Here is a 16,406-nt window from a genome sequence, read left to right on the forward strand (position 1 = left end):
TTAATACGCGAGATAGATCTTGTCTCCCCTCATGAGCGCAAACCTTATCGCCTTACCCGCATCCTTGTCCTTTCTGACCTTTATCACACCCTTTCTGCCGACAGATGCTGTAAAGAGGTACTCGTCTCCTGCATAAACGCTGACTCTCTTTCCTTCAAGCCCCTCTGCGTGCAGTATCCAGTGTTTGTTTCCCTCTTCGACTTCGACGGCTATTCTCTCGCTTAGAGGCTGGACGTCTATACTCATTCCGAGGGTTTCCTCTATCTTCTTTATCCTCTTGCCTTTCCTGCCGACGATTGCCGGAATTTCTTCTTCCGGAACCCTAACGATTGCCCTTCTATCGCTCAGCACCTCTACGTCAAAGCGAGAAACGTAGTTGCTGATTACTCTCTCCACCTTGGCTCTGACGGCTTCAAGCTCCTCTCTGTCAACCTTTACAGGCATTACGACTACCTGCTCGCCGTAGGTGTACATCTCGTACTCAACTTCCTTCGTTTCGAAGTCTATGACCTCTATGACTGGCCTTGCCAGATCTGCTTCAAACATTCCATGTGGAACCTTGACCGTGAACTTCAGTTCGTAGACCTTTGCTATTCTGCCCGCGTCGATGAAGATTACAGTATCGACGACCTGAGGAATAACACCGAGTTCAACTCTGCCGATCATTCGCTGCACAGCATCTATCGCCCTCGTAGCATGTGTAACTCCAATCATTCCAACGCCCGCGAGACGCATGTCCGCAAAGACCTGAAAGTCCTCTGACTTCCTCACTTCATCGTATATCGTGTAGTCTGGCCTGACGAGTAGAAGAATATCTGCGGTCAGCCTCATCTCGCCCTCAAGCGGCGCGTACTGAGTTATTTCATCTCTTACCATTAAATCTCGCGGGCTCTCCATCGTCTTAACCATGAATCCGTGGGACAAGAGGAAGTCGGCGACGCTCGCAGCAAACGTAGATTTTCCTGCTCCTGGAGGGCCTGCAATAAGTATTCCACGCTGCTTTTCAATAAATCTCTGCTTTAATTCCTCACTTATTCCATACTCTTCTATTGTGAGCTTCGCTACAGGCCTTACGGCAGTTATCTCCATTCTGTCTGCAAACGGTCTCTCTGCAATTGCAATTCTGAGATCGCGAAGCTGAACAACGGTAGCACCCTGGCGCTCTATTTCGATGCTGCTTTCTTCATCCTGCCTTGCCGCCTCGATAATCTCGTGAGCGATCCGCTGAAGTTCCTCGAGTGTCATTGGCTTGTCACTCAACTCGACGAGCTTGAGTTCACCTATTTTTCCTTTCTTGGCATAGGGCCTTACACCCTCACGCAGGTGGACGCTTGCAGTATCGGGAGTGAAGAACTTGGTTATTGTCGTATCTTCGGGCCTGATGCGCTCGTGCCTGAGATACATCGCCTCAATTCCTCTCGCAACAGCAACACTGTACTGAACTCTGTCGCTGGTTATCAGAACTGCATTTTCCTCCTCGGCAATCATCCTTATCAGGTTATCAATCTCGCCGCCCCTCGCAAGCCGTATGTGCTCTATCGTGGGCCTTATACCCTTGAACTCAACCTTTATTCCTTTTCTCGCCGCTATTTCTCTTATCTTCTTTACTTCCTCAAGACCCTGAAAACCACTGATTTTGCCACGATTGGCCTGAGCTTCGAGTTCGGCCATCGCGGCCTCAGGGATAATAATGTCCCCTTCAATTTCACCCTTCTCGAGCATCTGAGATACTCTACCTTCTATCAGCACGCTCGTGTCAATCACATACTTCATCGCTTAGCCTCCTGAAGAAACATGAGTAGTTTCCAGTGTGACATGCTACTCCTTTCTGCCTGACAATATAAAGTATTGCATCACAATCACAGTCAACACGAACATCAACAACCTCCTGAACGTTTCCTGATGTCTCACCCTTCATCCATAGCTTCTTTCTGCTCCTGCTCCAGTAGTGTGCAAAGCCCGTCTCGACAGTTTTCTTTAACGCCTCCTCGTTTGCATATGCAAGCATAAGTACTTCCTTCGTATCTGCGTCCTGCACAACTACAGGAATCAGGCCCCTTTCATCGAACTTTAGCATAATTATCTTGTTACGGGAAGATTTATAAATTCTATGAACCAAAAATTTCGCGATAAGCATGAGACAGTTCAAGACAGGTATTTTGAGCCTGGATGCACAGCTTAGGGGTGGTTTTCCCGAGGGTAGCGTCATTTTAATTCTTGAAGATCCTGGAGCAGGAGGAGACGTTCTATCTTACCATTTCGCCGTTGAGGGAGCAAAAAGCGGAGATAAGGTACTCTACGTTTCAACCGACGATCCTGCAGATTATATCAGGGAGAGCATGCGATGCCTCGATGGAGACACTATTGAAAAAATAGAGATTCTCGATTTCGTTTCACCGAAGCTCCAGTCCGCTACACCAAGAGATTTTCTGCGACGGATGCGTTACGACCCTCTCAATGGACTGCGAACTCTGCTTAACACCGAGAGCTTTGATAGAGTCGTCGTAAACAACCTCACGTTCTTTCTTCTGCACTACGATAAAGAGGAGGTTTTCAAGCTGATTGAGGATTTCTCAATGTACTCAAAGAGAGATAATTCCGTTTACCTGATCATGCTTACCAAAGGGATGTTTGATTCCCGGACGGAAACGGCAATGAAACACGTGGCAGACGGTGTTATAGAGCTGACACTCAAGGAAGTAGAAAATGAAATGCAGCGCAGGCTTAAATTCCTGAAACTAAAGAGAATCCTCGTTCCAAAGGCGATCCTGAGGTACGACATTACGGAAAAGGGAATAAAAATGGAATCCGTTATGAGGGTACTATGATATCCATTCTCCAGGGTATTTTGGATGTTGAGGATGTTGAGGAGTTTCTTCTACCATTCAGAGATTGCGCCGTCTTTTTAAACGCCGACTACATTGCCGATGAAACTCATGCTGAGCTTGCAGCGAGAAAGGCTCTGAGAGCATGGCATGATGGCAGAAACGTTGCAAAGACTCTGCCTGTCGAAGTTATCCTGTACGCCGCTGCCACGAGGCAGATAAACAGAGCCATGGAGCTTGGACTGAAAACTGGAACAAACAGGGTTGTAGTGGTGGTGCTTGGCGATTGTATTGATAAGGTTAGCAGCGTGCTCAAGGAGGAAAATGTCCTTAAGATGGATGAAGAAAAGATCGTTCGCCTCAAGCAGTTTTTCAGGATAACAGATGAGGAACTTGAAGTTGCCGGAGTCGAGAAGCTCCCCCTCCTCGTGAGGGAGAGGGTTGTACTCTTTGACCTGACGAAGTAGCTACAAAGCTTTACTGCAGTTTTCTTTGACCGTATTTTATTCTTTTATCACTTTTTCAACAATTTGTGAAAAATTAAACTTTTATAATACATTTACAGCAGAAAAACTTAAGTAACTGGTTATTACTATTATAATCATGATCTGGCTGATTGCAATAGTGGCACTCGCTTCAATTGCACTGAATAGCGCGGCAATATTGCAGACAGAGTGCAGTCAAGTCGAACCCACTCTCGAAGATTTTCTCTCACTTGCCGACGGCAGAGCCGTCGAATTCGTTTACTTTAACCCTTCAACAGAAGACATTTCGTCATACATCTCCTCTGAATTCGGCGTAGATAGTCCGTTTGCTTTCTTCATGATCGACGGAAGATACGTTCTGTTAATCGGGAAAAAGATAGAGCCCCCCCTTGCCGTGGAGGAAGAGTACAGGGGTGTTAAGCTGAAAATTCTTGACGACGTATGCTGGGCAGAATTTAACGGAATTACGATATATGGCAGGGTAGAGAATGTCAAAAGGACAATAGACTCATACTACAGAGAGGAAACAATGTATGAATACCTCGTCAGCGAGGGGTTCTATGAAAGTCTGAATGGGAGCGACTACGTCAGAATACTCAAGGGCAACTACTGCCCCTTCTGCAGTGACTTCAAGATAGTGAAGGCAAAGGCTGTGGGAGATAAGTACGTCGTCAAGATTTTCTCGAAGGGGATGTGGCAGTCAAGCGTCCTTGACAGCTTTTTAGAAGTAAAGATGTTCGAGAAGCACCGCAAGAAGACAATAGTCATCGATGTTCAGGGTATAGAAGTAACAGGGATTAGGGCAGTTTGACTCCTTCGAGCTCGAGAAGCATCCTTTTTATTTTTTCTCCGCTGCTGTATCCACCAATTCCACTCTTTGCCACGACTCTGTGGCATGGAATGATAATTGGGGCAGGATTTCTCTTCAAGGCCTGGCCAACGGCCCTCGGACTCGTTGAGAGTTTTCTCGCAATCTCGCCGTACGTTGTCGTTTCTCCAAAGCCCACCTTCCTGACCTCCTCGAGAACCCTCGCCGTAAACCCATGGACAGCTACGGGATAAGCAGAGAAATCAACCGGCTGGCCAGAAAGGTAACGCTCTACATCCCGCTTAAGCTTCCTCGCGAAGTTCGTACGGATGTCTTCCTCAATGGGCTCATCTGAAAAGCTGACGGACTTAACTACTCCATTCTCAACCTCGACGTTTACGAAGTATGCCCATCGAATGGAGAAGCGCTCAGACATCCTTGTTCGTAATGTCTTTTATTCTTCCAACCCCGTCTATCTCCTTAATGACCTCCACGACGGGTTTTGGAACGAGGCTTTCCCAGTCCCCTCCGTTCAGCATTCTTTTTCTTATCTCAGTTCCCTGATACTCAAAACGTCTGTACAGTTTGGTGCTCACGACTTTAACGCCTGCCTCTTTGAAGAGCCTGATAACGAGGGGGTTGTTGGAGTAAACTACGTCAAAGGGTGGAACCATTGAGCGAACGTGGGAGACCCAGAGCGAGTTGCGATATATATCCTCAAGGGGAACTATGTATACCCTCTTCTTGACATCCATATCCTCAATTGCCCTCGATATCATGAGAATTCTTTCTCCAGCCGTGAAAGGATTGTCCATCGTGTGACTCTCCTGGGCGCTGCCTATGCCAATTATGAGCTCGTCAACCTCGTCAAGGATTCTCCTCAGTACCTCGTGGTGGCCAAAGTGATAGGGCTGAAACCTGCCGATGAAAAAACCACGCATGTAGAAGCTTTTGCGTGAAATTTAAAAAGGTTCTTCTATGAAGTATTTTTAGCATTCCTCCTGATTTTGTGAAAATTTATGAATTTTTAAGAGTAACTCTTAAAAAGTTTTAAATTGTCTTAAAAATCGCAGCAGACCATGGACGATGTGGCTGTGGCATGGTTGCTTGCTTCAACAGCTCTGGTTATGCTGATGACGCCAGGAGTGGGCCTTTTCTATGCAGGGATGGTGCGAAGGAAGAACGCAGTGTACATGATAACACTGTCTTTCATTGCATACATTCTCGTCAGCCTCCAGTGGGTGCTCACGGGATACAGTCTCTCCTTCGGCGATGATATTGCAGGCATCATCGGTATCGGTGGGATAATGCCCATCGACATCTTTGCGATCTATCAGCTCACATTCGCAGCGATAACTCTCGCAATAATTACGAGCGCAGCAGCGGAACGAATGAAACTTTCAGCCTTCGTCGTCTTTGGCCTGCTGTGGACTACTCTGGTTTACGACCCCTTCGCCCACTGGCTCTGGGGTAATGGATGGCTTGCGCAGCTTGGAGCTCTGGACTTCGCTGGAGGTGTGGTTGTTCACATAAGCTCCGGATTTGGAGCGCTCGCACTCGCAATAGCCCTTGGAGCGAGAAAAGGTCTCGGAGAGTACAGCATGGAGCCCCACAACATACCGATGACGCTACTCGGTGCTGCACTGCTCTGGTTCGGCTGGTTCGGATTTAACGGAGGAAGCGCTTTAGCTGCTAACGAAACTGCTGTGAGGGCAATAATTGTTACAAACACCGCTGCTGCAACCGGAGCACTTGTGTGGATGATTCTGACGTGGACGAGCGGCAGACCGGGCTCCCTGAGCATAGTGACCGGAGCGATTGCCGGACTTGCTGCAATAACGCCCGCTGCTGGCTTCGTCAGCATTCCCGCTGCGATAGTGATAGGCATAGTAGCTGGCCTGATATGCTACAGGGCAATGCTGTTCAGAATAAATGCGAGGCTCGATGAGAGCCTTGATGCGTGGGCAATACACGGTGTTGGAGGGCTGTGGGGCACGATAGCACTCGGCATCTTTGCAAAGAACGGACTGATTTCCGGAAACACATCCCTCTTCGTGTCTCAGGTGATAGCAGTGGTGGTATCCGTCATCTACGCCTTCGCAGTAACCTTCATCCTGGCAAAGATAGTGGATGCAGCAATAGGCCTCAGAGTCAGCGAAGAGGAGGAGTACGTTGGACTGGACATCTCGCAGCACGGTGAGACTGCATACGCGTGAGGGTGATAGAATGAAGAAGGTGGAAGCGATAATAAGGCCGGAAAGGCTTGAACACGTGAAGAGGGCACTGGAAGAGAAGGGATTCGTTGCGATGACAGTTAGCGAAGTGAAGGGCAGGGGTGAGCAGAAGGGTATTACGTTGCAGTTCAGGGGAAGGACGATGGAAGTGGACTTGCTGCCGAAGGTGAAGGTTGAGATTGTCGTTGAGGATAAGGCAGTGGATGCAGTGATCAGTACGATCGTTGATGCTGCGAGGACAGGGAAGTACGGAGATGGGAAGATATTCGTCGTTCCTGTTGAGAAGGCTGTGAGAGTGAGGACTGGAGAGGTTGAGGAATAGTGGAATTTAATTTTAATTTATTTCATTATATTTATTTTAGACAAGTTTCTTGGGTTCTTGCCAAGTTTTTACAGGGTTACCCATGTACTACCCCAAAAACCTCCGCATGCGTGCGGCCTGCACAATTTTCTCCTCCAGCAACTCAACGCGGTTCTTTCCAAGCAGGTCGAGAATTTCGTTGGTAATCTTCACGTATTCCTCATTGCGTTCTGCATCTATTTCGTTCACCACATCAACCCGCAGATCAAACATCTCTGCAGTCCTGGGATTGAAGTACCGCATGGCAAAGTTCAGTTCTTCCTCCAGGCTGCACACCTCAAAGGCGAAATCAAGTTCTTCGCTGCTCAGCGAGTTCAGCCCTATCAACTCCGGCGGGAGACCTATCGAGTAGAGAGCGCAGCAGAACGGAATCGCCCTCGGAAGAGTTTTTCCGCCCACCTCCCTCGAATATCCAAAAAGACCAACGTGGAGCTTTCTCTCCCTCCTCCCCGGCACGTAGAGAGCTATTCTGTTTACTATGTCCGCGAGCAGCAGAACGGTCTTTCTGTACTCTTCTGACGATTTCTTGATAACCTGCTTCGCTTTCTCCTCGTCGATGTGTTCACACTTCTTCTTTCTCCGGCTGTTTATCGCTTCGATCCCTTTCAAAACGTCCTTTCCGGGGTAATCATACTTGAAGGCCGATTGAATCGTGAAGGTCTGGACATTGCACCATTCTTCAACCACCATCTTTGCAGTCCCAGGTCTGAGATTTCCCCTGAATGGAGGGGAGCCGAAGCCCACGATTGGATAGATCTCTACTGAGGTTCGCTCTTCAACCTCTTCAAGCTTTGCGAGCGCGAGTTTAAGGGCAAGAGTCGATGCAAGCATGCCGTAATTTAATGCAAGGTCTGACTTCGCAAGAAATACCCGCTGCCACTCCACGAGTTTGTCTGCCAGATACCTCTCGACTATTTCGTGGCAGTTGAGAACGTAGGGTAAATCCTCTACGAGAGGGATCACATTTATCTCGTCTGGCTTGAACTCGCCTATCCACTCAGCGATGGTTACATCGTTCTGAAAGAACCGCCTTTTTTGCTTTCCGACAACGAAGTTCCTGTAGTAATAATACACTCTGTTGAGCTCAACGCTCGAAGTCGTCATGGGAAGGATTACCTCGAATATTGGCGCCACATCTCTGCCATAGAAGAGTTTTGCTGCGTCGAAACTCCTTGGAATGCTCTCAAGAGTCTCAAGTAGTACCTTAGCCTCAGCTTTCTCCCAACTTGGATTGGGAACGCGGAGAGTTAAAAAATAATCCTCACCAAGGATGTTCTCTGTGAAGAAGTGAGAGTACCTCGACAGCAGCTTTTTGACCACGAAGTTGTCAACTTCTTTGCCTTCGTAATCCCACATCTGTTCGTGGCAGTTCAGGTGAGAGAAAACGTAGTAAGCTTCCTTGACCTCATCGTCTCCCTTTATTACGGAGCTCTCAGCGAAAAAAGGTGTTACGACGTTATCCGGATGTTGTGTACTCATGGTGCGAGGGATTTTAATTTTGTTAACCATAATTTAATGCAGTTAACTGTTGGTACTTAAAGCTTCTCCATCCGGTCAGAGTTCGCGGCGACAATCAGGAGCCTACGACAAAAAACCGACAAAAAAACAAAATAAAGGAACGCGCAACTCCTGCCAATGATAGATTTCGAGGAAATTAACCCTGAGTTTGCAAGGCGTTATAGGCTGATAGACGATTCATATGAGTTTAGCGAGTTCATGTCAAAACCTCTCAGGCCGAGTATACGTGTCAACACCCTGAAGGGCAGCTTAGAGGATATAGTTAGCCTGCTTTCGGAGAAGTACAAAATAGAACCCGTCCCCTGGTGCAGAGAAGGATTCTTCATCGATATCGACGAGGATTCGTCGATAGGAACGTCCATAGAGCACCAGCTCGGCCTGATATTTTCCCAGGAAGCTTCTTCCATGATCCCTCCTGTCGTTCTCGATGTAAAGCCTGGAATGCTCGTTCTCGACATGGCTGCAGCGCCGGGAGCCAAAACCACGCAGATAGCCCAGTACATGCAAAACGAGGGATGCATAATCGCAAACGACGTCAAAGTCGGCAGGCTCAACATTCTTATTTCAAACCTGCAGAGGTGCGGCGTCCTGATTGCGAGAGTAACAATGATGGATGGCAGAAGCTTCAGAAAATACGAGAACACGTTTGATGCAGTTCTTCTCGATGCGCCGTGCAGCAACGCCGGAATGATAAGGAAGAACTATAAATACCTGAAGATATGGAGACTAAAAGACGTTGAATCTCTATCGAGGCTCCAGAAACAGCTTATTATGGCTGCTTACGCCGCACTCAAGCCGGGAGGTGTGCTCGTTTACTCCACATGCACACTCGATCCCGCAGAGAACGAGGATGTTGTGGATCACCTGCTCGCGAATACCGATGCAAGGCTGGAAGAAATAGATCTGCCTGTCAAGAGGCACAAACCATTCACGAGCTTCGACGGAAAAGAGTTCAGCAGTGAAGTGAAGAAATGTCTCCGCATTCACCCGCAGGACAACGACACCGAGGGGTTCTTCGTCGCAAAGATAGTGAAGGAGGCGTAGAAATGAACTCGCAGTCTGAGAAGATAGAAGAGATCGTTCTGAAGTATATTTCCGAGCAGTTCGGCGTTGACAGAATAGAATTTGAGCTGAAAGAGATGGGCAAGGGACGAGTTTACGCGCTAAAGCCTTGCAGCATAGAGGTTAAGGAGCATCACTCCGGCATATACATCGGAAAGTTCGAAAAAGACGGCTTCAGGCTGTCAATAGAAGGTAGCGCCCTTATAGGCCCGCATGCAAGAAGAAACGTAATTGAAGTTGACGATGAAGTTGCAGCGCAATGGATGAGTGGAAAAGACATACCATCCGATGTAAGAGGCTACGTCATCCTTAAATGGAAAAATTTCTTTCTCGGCTGTGGAAGGGGGAACGGGAAGTTTATACGGAATTTTGTGCCAAAAAACCGCAGAATTTCGAACACAGCAAAGTATTAATAGTGCCTCGCCCAACTTCACATATATATGGAGCTGGTCGCGGAAGTGTTCGGTGTTTACGCAGCCCCAAGCGTTTTTGGACTATCGCCTGTAGTGGTACTCAGAGCAGAGGATGGGAGAATCCTTCCAATATATATAGGCATCTCCGAAGCTATGGCAATTCATTCAGCTCTTAAAAATCAAACCCCTCCTCGACCCATGACCCATGATTTGCTGGTGGAAATAATAAACAGACTGAGCGCAAGGGTTGAGAGAGTGATTATAGACGACCTCATCGACAACACATTCTACGCGAGGCTCATACTCAGCCAGAACGATCACCAGATTGAAATAGATGCGCGGCCAAGCGACAGTATCGCAATAGCCGTGAGGCTTGCGGTGCCGATATACGTGGAGGAGAAGGTCCTTGATGAGGCGTGTCAGGAGGAGCTTCCCGAAGATTACGTTGAATTCGATCAGGTAATCTGACAATTAGGTTTTTAAAGCTCATGCATTTTTCGCAGGGAGGTGACTTAAATGAGCGAAGTTGAGATGTTAAAGTCTCTGATACGGGAGGATTACGAGGTTGTGGATGCAAACGAGACAATATCAAAAATAGTCCCAATGATTGAAAAGCTCGAACCAGACAAGGCCAGCGCTATTCTCGTCCAGGAAAACGGGAACATTATCGGAGTTATTAGGGAGAGAGACCTTATGCGTGGCTGTCTTATGGTAAATCCCCACGAAACGAAGATAAAGAACTTCGCAATTCGAACTGGTGTTATCGACGCCAGCGAACTGAGCGTTGAAAAGGTTGCAAGGAGGTTTGTTGAGGACTCAACGCCCTTTGTTCTCGTTCGAAGTAGTGGAAAGCACGGAGTAATATACATTAACGACTTTCTCGAGCTCGTTAAACCAGAATTTGAAGGAGTAAAGGCCAGAGAGGTTATGAACCCGGAAGTTATAACGATTAACGAGTATGAAACTGCAGCCAAAGCACTTGCAACCATGAGAAACCACGGGATCGATCGCCTTGTAGTCGTTGACGACTCCCACAGAGCGGTCGGCATAATAACGGGTAAGGACATAATAGATAGGGTGATCTCACCCAAGAGGGAAGCGAGGCTTGGAGGCGGGAGCGGTGAAACCGACAGGTCTCTTTCGGTAATGGTCGGGAGCATCATGAGCTATCCAATCGTTACTGCAGACCGTAACGATAGCATTGCAAAAGTTATTGACCTGATGATAGAGAACAAGATTTCGAGTATAGTTATAACGAAGGACAGCATTCCAGAAGGTATAGTGATAAAGAAGGACATCCTGGAGAGCCTCATAAGGAAGAAAGCTCCGGCAGAATACGAAGTCCAGCTCATAACGAAAGATATCGTCCTCGACGATTTCGACAGGAAAGCGATTGTAGAGGACCTCGAGAAGTTCATGAGGAAGTTTAAGGACTTCCTTGGCGAGTCGGTGCTCTTCGTTTACATAAAGAGGCACAAGGAGAACTTCAGAGGACTTCCGCTGATACACGTCAGAATAAAGCTTTCCAGCGAGAAGGGAACATTCTTCGTTACTGGTGAAAGCTGGGGCATAGAATACGCACTTCATGCGACGCTCAAGAAGCTTGAGAGGAGTGTCCTGCAGCAAAAAGAGCTGCTGCTCGACCAGAGGATGGTAAAGAAGTTCTACGAGGAGATACTGTAATTTTTAGTCTTTTTTACTTTTCACAATTTTGCAGAGTTTCGAATTGCTGCACCAGCTTGGCAGTACATACCCCAATACCTCCCTAAAATACCATGCCCTCAAAAACACAACATTGAAGTACCTCCCATCATCCCATCAGGTGGTGGTGGAATGGTAAGTGTAAACGAGCTTGCCTTCAGCCTTATAGAAGAAATTCTAGACTACGAGGAGGATTACGAGGAAGAGTACAGGATAAACGTCGAAACTCTCGATAACGGAGCCACGATTATCGACTGCGGTGTTAATGTCCCCGGTGGATACACAGCTGGCATTCTCTACACCCAAGTATGCATGGGTGGACTTGCTGATGTTGACGTGTATCTCGACACGGTCAAAAACATTCCCCTTACATTCATAAAGGAGTACACAGACCATCCCGCACTCGCCTGCCTCGGCTGTCAGAAGGCAGGATGGCAGATAAAAGTCGGTGACTACTTCGCCATGGGCAGCGGGCCTGCAAGAGCCCTTGCCCTAAAGCCAAAGAAAACTTACGAACTTCTTGACTATGAAGATGATGCAGAGTACGCAATTATAGCTCTCGAATCCGACAGACTGCCCGATGAAAAAGTCGTGGAGTACATTGCAAAGGAGTGCGATGTCGAACCGGAAGATGTCTACGTTCTCGTCGCCCCAACAGCCTCGATAGTCGGCAGCGTTCAGATTTCCGGCAGAATAATCGAAATGGCCCTCTACAGAATGGCAGAACTGGGATATGACGTTAACAGAACCCTCAGCGCTACCGGCAGATGCCCCATTGCTCCCGTACTCGGAGATAACCTGAAGGCAATGGGGGCAACGAATGACAGCCTGCTCTACTACGGAAGTGTTTACCTAACAGTTGATGGCTACAGCGAGGAACTCGATGCTATAGCGTCATGCGAATCATCGGACTATGGAAGGCCGTTCTACGAGATATTCAAAGATGCAGATTACGACTTCTACAAAATTGATCCGAAACTCTTTGCTCCTGCCCACGTTGCAATAACTGATATGAGAACCGGCAAAACGAGAGTGCACGGCAAACTCAATGCAGATGTCTTGCTGCAGTCCTACGACCTCTCCTGATTTCCTATTTTACACGCAATACTCGAATATTATTCAAAAAACATATATAGTATTAGAGCGACTAATTCACAGGTGGTACGAATGCTGAAAGAAGATATAGCCCTTACAGCAATAATGGTCTTTTCTGCTGTTATGCTGACATACAAGTGGCTTTCTCTTTACGACAGGGTTGACATGGCCGTTATTTTCTTCGCATTTCTACTGACCCTCTCCCTTGGAGCCCTGATAATAAGCATAGAACTGAGAATGCAGAAAGTGATGGAGGAATTCGAGAGTACGAAGCGAACGATAGCACTCAATGCCGACGACCTCGAGGACAGAATTGAGGCAAAGCTGAACGCGTACCTCGGTTATCTCGAAGAGAAAATTGAGAGGATTGAGAAGAGGATTTACCGATAGTTTCCTTATTAACTATCTTTTTCCATACCTCCACACTGCCAGCATGGTTACCAAAACTCTCAGATTTGTAAGCACTGCAAGCAGCCAGAGCAGCTCTACTATATAGCCAAGCAGGCAGAAGACCATAATCACAAATATTCTTTCGTCCCTCTTCCCCGGCAGATACCTCATTACCGGGATTTTCCTGTATATATCTTCAAAATACGCTGCCTTGTATCTTTCCGTCGAGTAACTAACCATAACAGAGCCGATGAGGGCAAAAAGCGATATGAGCCATGCTTTGCTCGCAATGGCAAGAGCGACGAGAAAAGCAAAATCAACGTAGCGATCAAGGATTGAATCGAGCCATCCGCCAAACTTGCTCGTTCTGAGCGATGCCCTTGCTACCTCTCCGTCCATCCCGTCAAGGATAGAGTTTATCTGATAAAGGATTCCACCGAGAGGGATGTTTACGAGGGCTACGAGGGCGGAGAAAATCCCAAACAGGAACGTGAGGATTGTTAACTGGTTTGGTGTAGCAAAGTCAACTATTCTTTCTGAAATTAGCAAAGATAATCGTCTGTTGAGATTCCTTGAAATAAAGCCGTCGCCGTAGCTCTTAACACCCGCCAGCCTTACGAGGCACTTTCTCGCTTTCTTAAGCTCGTCTTTCGTATCAACGTCCATCCAGAAGAGGCCAGAAATATGCGTTACCTTCAGCTTAGCCCTTCCTACTATCTCAGAAAGGCCAATCACCTCTTTCTCTCTAACCGCTTCCTCTGCAACGCTGAAGATTTCGGGTGTTAATATGAAGAAGCCCGTATCGACGCAGTCGTAGCTTTTGAGGTTCTTTCCTATGTCCTCAATGCGACCTCCAGAACACTTTACCTTCGTTGCCTCATCAACGTCTATGTATTTAGGATTGCAGTCACATATGAGACCTTCTCCTTCGATGGCCCTCTCGACGAACTCCTTCGAGTAGACGTGGTCGCCCATCACGAGAACGAATTTCTCGTCCGGGTTCAGAATTTGCTTCAGGCACTCACCGGCAAGATAGAATGAATAGCCGTTGCCTTTCTCTGGCTCAGGATTCCAGACAATTCTGTACCTTATTTTCCCCTTCCAGTTCTTTTCCAGGTACTCCTCTATTTTCCTGCTGTGGGCAACGATTACAAACTCGTCAACATAGGGTGAAAGGAGAATAATTGTTCTGTCTATAATCCTCCTCCCGGCAACCTTGAGAAGGGGTTTGACAGTACCGCCTAACCTCGTCCCCCTTCCGGCAGCCAGGATTACGGCCTTCATGGCCTACTTCTTCGCCCTTCTGTATTTAGTTACTTTTGCCTCCTGGGCAAAGAACTCGCCACTTATGTGGAGCAAAACTCTACTAACATCGATGACGCCATCCCAGCACTCGTCTTTGACCTCTGCACAGCTTACCTCTCCAACGACCCAGATGTGGTCGCCTATTTCGTAGCTTGAGTGGAGCTTGCACTCTATCCATGCGATTGCTTTGGCAACTCTCGGCGGCTTTACAGTCTTTGATTGTACTTCTTCCAGTCCCGCTTTTTCCAGCTCGTTTACGCCGCGTGGGAACTTCTGCTCGAGGATGTGCATCGCATCTCCAAGTTCTATTCCCGCAACGTTCACTACAAATTCCTTGGTCTCCTGTATGTTCGCCCACGTGTCGTGCTTTGGATTACAGGAAAAGCCGTAGAGTGGAGGAGAGAAGCTGATTGGTGTGTTGAAGCTGAATGGGGCTGCATTTACCTTTCCTTCTGCTGAAACTGTAGTTATCACAACAACAGGTCTTGCGAGAAGGGCATAGTACTTCTTAGCTTCGAGTTCCATGGGTGGCACTGTGACGGGCGTTTCAAGTAATTTTCGATGTCTGATTGCTGGTCGATTGATCAAAACGCATCCATCTCACATCAGTAAACTTATGTTCACCAAAGTCAACTTCTAATTATGGGTGCAGACATAGGCGAACTACTCGAGAGAGAAGAAGTTGAACTTGAGTACTTCTCCGGGAGAAAAATAGCTATTGATGCTTTTAACACTCTTTACCAGTTCATATCTATCATAAGGCAACCTGACGGCACTCCTTTGAAGGATTCTCAGGGTAGAATGACCTCACACCTCTCCGGCATCCTGTACCGCGTGTCAAACATGATCGAGGTTGGAATGAGACCCATTTTCGTTTTCGATGGTGAGCCTCCTGTTTTCAAGCAGAAGGAGATAGAGGAACGAAAGGAAAGAAGAGCTGAAGCAGAGGAGAAGTGGATCGCTGCGATAGAGAGAGGAGAGAAGTACGCAAAGAAGTACGCTCAGGCAGCGGCGAGGGTTGATGAATACATCGTCGAGTCGTCAAAGAAGCTGCTTGAGTATATGGGAGTTCCATGGGTTCAGGCGCCGAGTGAGGGAGAGGCACAGGCTGCATACATGGCAGCGAAGGGCGATGTAGATTTTACTGGCTCGCAGGATTACGACTCGCTTCTCTTCGGCAGCCCAAAGCTTGCAAGAAATCTCGCGATTACTGGAAAGAGGAAGCTGCCCGGAAAGAATGTTTACGTTGAGGTCAAACCAGAGATAATAGACTTAAACGGCAACCTGAGAAGGCTTGGAATAACAAGGGAACAGCTCGTCGATATCGCGTTGCTCGTGGGAACGGACTACAACGAAGGAGTGAAGGGCGTTGGGGTCAAGAAGGCCTACAAGTACATAAAAACCTACGGAGATGTTTTCAAAGCTCTCAAGGCCTTAAAGGTAGAGCAGGAGAACATAGAGGAGATAAGAAACTTCTTCCTGAACCCGCCTGTTACGAACAACTACAGCCTCCACTTCGGAAAGCCAGACGATGAGAAGATTATCGAGTTCCTGTGTGAAGAGCACGACTTTAGCAAGGATAGGGTAGAGAAGGCCGTTGAGAAGCTGAAAGCAGGAATGCAAGCCTCGCAATCAACGCTTGAGAGGTGGTTTTCCTGAACCACGTTGCGGATATAGACATAGCAGTTTCAATAGTAACGATTTCCACATCTAAGTGGCAGAAATACGGTAATATAGGCATCGATGAGTTGAAAAAGACCGACGACGAGTCGGGGAAGATTCTTGTGGAAATGCTCGGTGAGAAATTTTTGATTTCAAAATACAGGCTTGTTCCCGATGACATGGAGGCGATCAGAAAAGCCGTCCTCGAATGTCTCGAAGTAAGTGATGCTGTCATCACTACAGGTGGAACGGGGATAACTCCGAAGGATGTGACAATCGAAGCTGTTGATCCCCTCATCAAGAAAAAACTCGATGGATTTGGCGAGATTTTCAGAATGCTCAGCTACCAACAGGTGAGAAGTGCTGCCATTCTTTCGAGGGCAATGGCCGGCGTTAGAGATGGAAAGGCAATCTTCTGCCTCCCCGGCTCACCAAAGGCAGTTAAGCTTGGGGCAGAGCTCATACTGGACTCGTTGAAGCACGTAATCAGTCACGCGAGGGGGTTGAAGTAAGGATGCACCCGTACGCGCCCAATAAACGCCAACCC

General features: G+C 47.6%; 20 protein-coding genes. 13 read left to right on the forward strand and 7 right to left on the reverse strand.

The features are described 5' to 3' along the window. Both ARCVE_RS09940 and hisI read right to left on the reverse strand, forming a co-directional pair. The gene (locus ARCVE_RS09940; protein WP_013684642.1) at positions 1-1,773 is read right to left on the reverse strand and encodes a PINc/VapC family ATPase; all 1,773 of its coding nucleotides are present in this window, start codon (positions 1,771-1,773) and stop codon (positions 1-3) included. Continuing rightward, the gene (hisI, locus tag ARCVE_RS09945) at positions 1,757-2,077 is read right to left on the reverse strand and encodes a phosphoribosyl-AMP cyclohydrolase (RefSeq protein ID WP_013684643.1); all 321 of its coding nucleotides are present in this window, start codon (positions 2,075-2,077) and stop codon (positions 1,757-1,759) included. The genes ARCVE_RS09940 and hisI overlap by 17 nt, the downstream gene beginning before the upstream one ends. 58 nt (positions 2,078-2,135) lie before the next feature. Between hisI and ARCVE_RS09950 the strand changes: the two genes are divergently transcribed. The 3 genes from ARCVE_RS09950 to ARCVE_RS09960 all read left to right on the forward strand — a co-directional run bounded on the left by ARCVE_RS09950 (position 2,136) and on the right by ARCVE_RS09960 (position 4,121). Beyond that, positions 2,136-2,828: an RAD55 family ATPase gene (locus tag ARCVE_RS09950; RefSeq protein WP_013684644.1), complete on the forward strand. Its 693-nt coding sequence runs from the start codon at positions 2,136-2,138 to the stop codon at positions 2,826-2,828. Further along, entirely contained in the window at positions 2,825-3,292 is a 468-nt protein-coding gene (gene cgi121 / locus ARCVE_RS09955; RefSeq protein WP_013684645.1) for a KEOPS complex subunit Cgi121, read from the forward strand. Before ARCVE_RS09950 ends, cgi121 begins: the two co-directional genes overlap by 4 nt. A 136-nt stretch (positions 3,293-3,428) precedes the next feature. Next, a complete protein-coding gene (locus ARCVE_RS09960) occupies positions 3,429-4,121 on the forward strand; it encodes a hypothetical protein (RefSeq protein WP_013684646.1) in 693 nt (230 codons plus the stop codon). Here ARCVE_RS09960 and ARCVE_RS09965 read toward each other — a convergent pair. Continuing rightward, positions 4,108-4,554 carry a methylated-DNA--[protein]-cysteine S-methyltransferase gene (locus tag ARCVE_RS09965; protein ID WP_013684647.1) on the reverse strand — a complete coding sequence of 149 codons (447 nt, stop codon included), beginning with the start codon at positions 4,552-4,554 and terminating at the stop codon, positions 4,108-4,110. The genes ARCVE_RS09960 and ARCVE_RS09965 overlap by 14 nt on opposite strands. Beyond that, positions 4,547-5,059, reverse strand: coding sequence for a nicotinamide-nucleotide adenylyltransferase (locus ARCVE_RS09970; protein ID WP_013684648.1), 513 nt, complete (start codon positions 5,057-5,059; stop codon positions 4,547-4,549). The genes ARCVE_RS09965 and ARCVE_RS09970 overlap by 8 nt, the downstream gene beginning before the upstream one ends. A 138-nt stretch (positions 5,060-5,197) precedes the next feature. Here ARCVE_RS09970 and ARCVE_RS09975 point away from each other — a divergent pair, with 138 nt between their 5' ends. Together ARCVE_RS09975 and ARCVE_RS09980 are read left to right on the forward strand one after the other, a co-directional pair. Then, positions 5,198-6,334 carry an ammonium transporter gene (locus ARCVE_RS09975; RefSeq protein ID WP_013684649.1) on the forward strand — a complete coding sequence of 379 codons (1,137 nt, stop codon included), beginning with the start codon at positions 5,198-5,200 and terminating at the stop codon, positions 6,332-6,334. 10 nt (positions 6,335-6,344) lie between these two features. Continuing rightward, positions 6,345-6,674, forward strand: a complete 330-nt coding sequence (locus tag ARCVE_RS09980) for a P-II family nitrogen regulator (RefSeq protein WP_013684650.1) — start codon at positions 6,345-6,347, stop codon at positions 6,672-6,674. Positions 6,675-6,761: 87 nt separating this feature from the next. On the opposite strand, the gene ppcA is transcribed toward ARCVE_RS09980, so the two are convergent. After that, positions 6,762-8,222 carry a phosphoenolpyruvate carboxylase gene (ppcA, locus tag ARCVE_RS09985; RefSeq protein ID WP_013684651.1) on the reverse strand — a complete coding sequence of 487 codons (1,461 nt, stop codon included), beginning with the start codon at positions 8,220-8,222 and terminating at the stop codon, positions 6,762-6,764. 126 nt (positions 8,223-8,348) lie between these two features. Between ppcA and ARCVE_RS09990 the strand changes: the two genes are divergently transcribed. From ARCVE_RS09990 to ARCVE_RS10015, 6 genes are all read left to right on the forward strand, one after another. Then, the gene (locus ARCVE_RS09990; RefSeq protein ID WP_013684652.1) at positions 8,349-9,275 is read left to right on the forward strand and encodes an NOL1/NOP2/sun family putative RNA methylase; all 927 of its coding nucleotides are present in this window, start codon (positions 8,349-8,351) and stop codon (positions 9,273-9,275) included. A gap of 2 nt (positions 9,276-9,277) precedes the next feature. Beyond that, a complete protein-coding gene (locus ARCVE_RS09995) occupies positions 9,278-9,706 on the forward strand; it encodes a methyltransferase RsmF C-terminal domain-like protein (RefSeq protein WP_013684653.1) in 429 nt (142 codons plus the stop codon). 27 nt (positions 9,707-9,733) lie between these two features. Next, positions 9,734-10,174, forward strand: a complete 441-nt coding sequence (locus ARCVE_RS10000; protein WP_013684654.1) for a bifunctional nuclease family protein — start codon at positions 9,734-9,736, stop codon at positions 10,172-10,174. Between the two features lie 48 nt (positions 10,175-10,222). After that, on the forward strand, positions 10,223-11,389 hold the full coding sequence (locus ARCVE_RS10005; protein ID WP_013684655.1) for a CBS domain-containing protein: 1,167 nt from the start codon (positions 10,223-10,225) through the stop codon (positions 11,387-11,389). Positions 11,390-11,539: 150 nt separating this feature from the next. Next, positions 11,540-12,493, forward strand: a complete 954-nt coding sequence (mch, locus tag ARCVE_RS10010; protein ID WP_013684656.1) for a methenyltetrahydromethanopterin cyclohydrolase — start codon at positions 11,540-11,542, stop codon at positions 12,491-12,493. A gap of 81 nt (positions 12,494-12,574) precedes the next feature. Next, a complete protein-coding gene (locus ARCVE_RS10015; RefSeq protein ID WP_013684657.1) occupies positions 12,575-12,892 on the forward strand; it encodes a hypothetical protein in 318 nt (105 codons plus the stop codon). A gap of 12 nt (positions 12,893-12,904) precedes the next feature. Here the strand turns inward: ARCVE_RS10015 and ARCVE_RS10020 are convergent, their stop codons facing one another. Continuing rightward, positions 12,905-14,176, reverse strand: a complete 1,272-nt coding sequence (locus ARCVE_RS10020; protein WP_013684658.1) for a bifunctional L-myo-inositol-1-phosphate cytidylyltransferase/CDP-L-myo-inositol myo-inositolphosphotransferase — start codon at positions 14,174-14,176, stop codon at positions 12,905-12,907. A 3-nt stretch (positions 14,177-14,179) separates the two neighbouring features. Further along, positions 14,180-14,722 carry a flavin reductase family protein gene (locus ARCVE_RS10025; RefSeq protein ID WP_013684659.1) on the reverse strand — a complete coding sequence of 181 codons (543 nt, stop codon included), beginning with the start codon at positions 14,720-14,722 and terminating at the stop codon, positions 14,180-14,182. A 117-nt stretch (positions 14,723-14,839) separates the two neighbouring features. Here ARCVE_RS10025 and fen point away from each other — a divergent pair, with 117 nt between their 5' ends. Further along, on the forward strand, positions 14,840-15,856 hold the full coding sequence (fen, locus tag ARCVE_RS10030; RefSeq protein ID WP_013684660.1) for a flap endonuclease-1: 1,017 nt from the start codon (positions 14,840-14,842) through the stop codon (positions 15,854-15,856). Then, positions 15,844-16,371, forward strand: a complete 528-nt coding sequence (locus tag ARCVE_RS10035) for a MogA/MoaB family molybdenum cofactor biosynthesis protein (protein ID WP_013684661.1) — start codon at positions 15,844-15,846, stop codon at positions 16,369-16,371. Before fen ends, ARCVE_RS10035 begins: the two co-directional genes overlap by 13 nt. Positions 16,372-16,406 lie beyond the last annotated feature (35 nt).

The organism is Archaeoglobus veneficus SNP6, from assembly GCF_000194625.1.
Classification (GTDB): domain Archaea; phylum Halobacteriota; class Archaeoglobi; order Archaeoglobales; family Archaeoglobaceae; genus Archaeoglobus_C; species Archaeoglobus_C veneficus.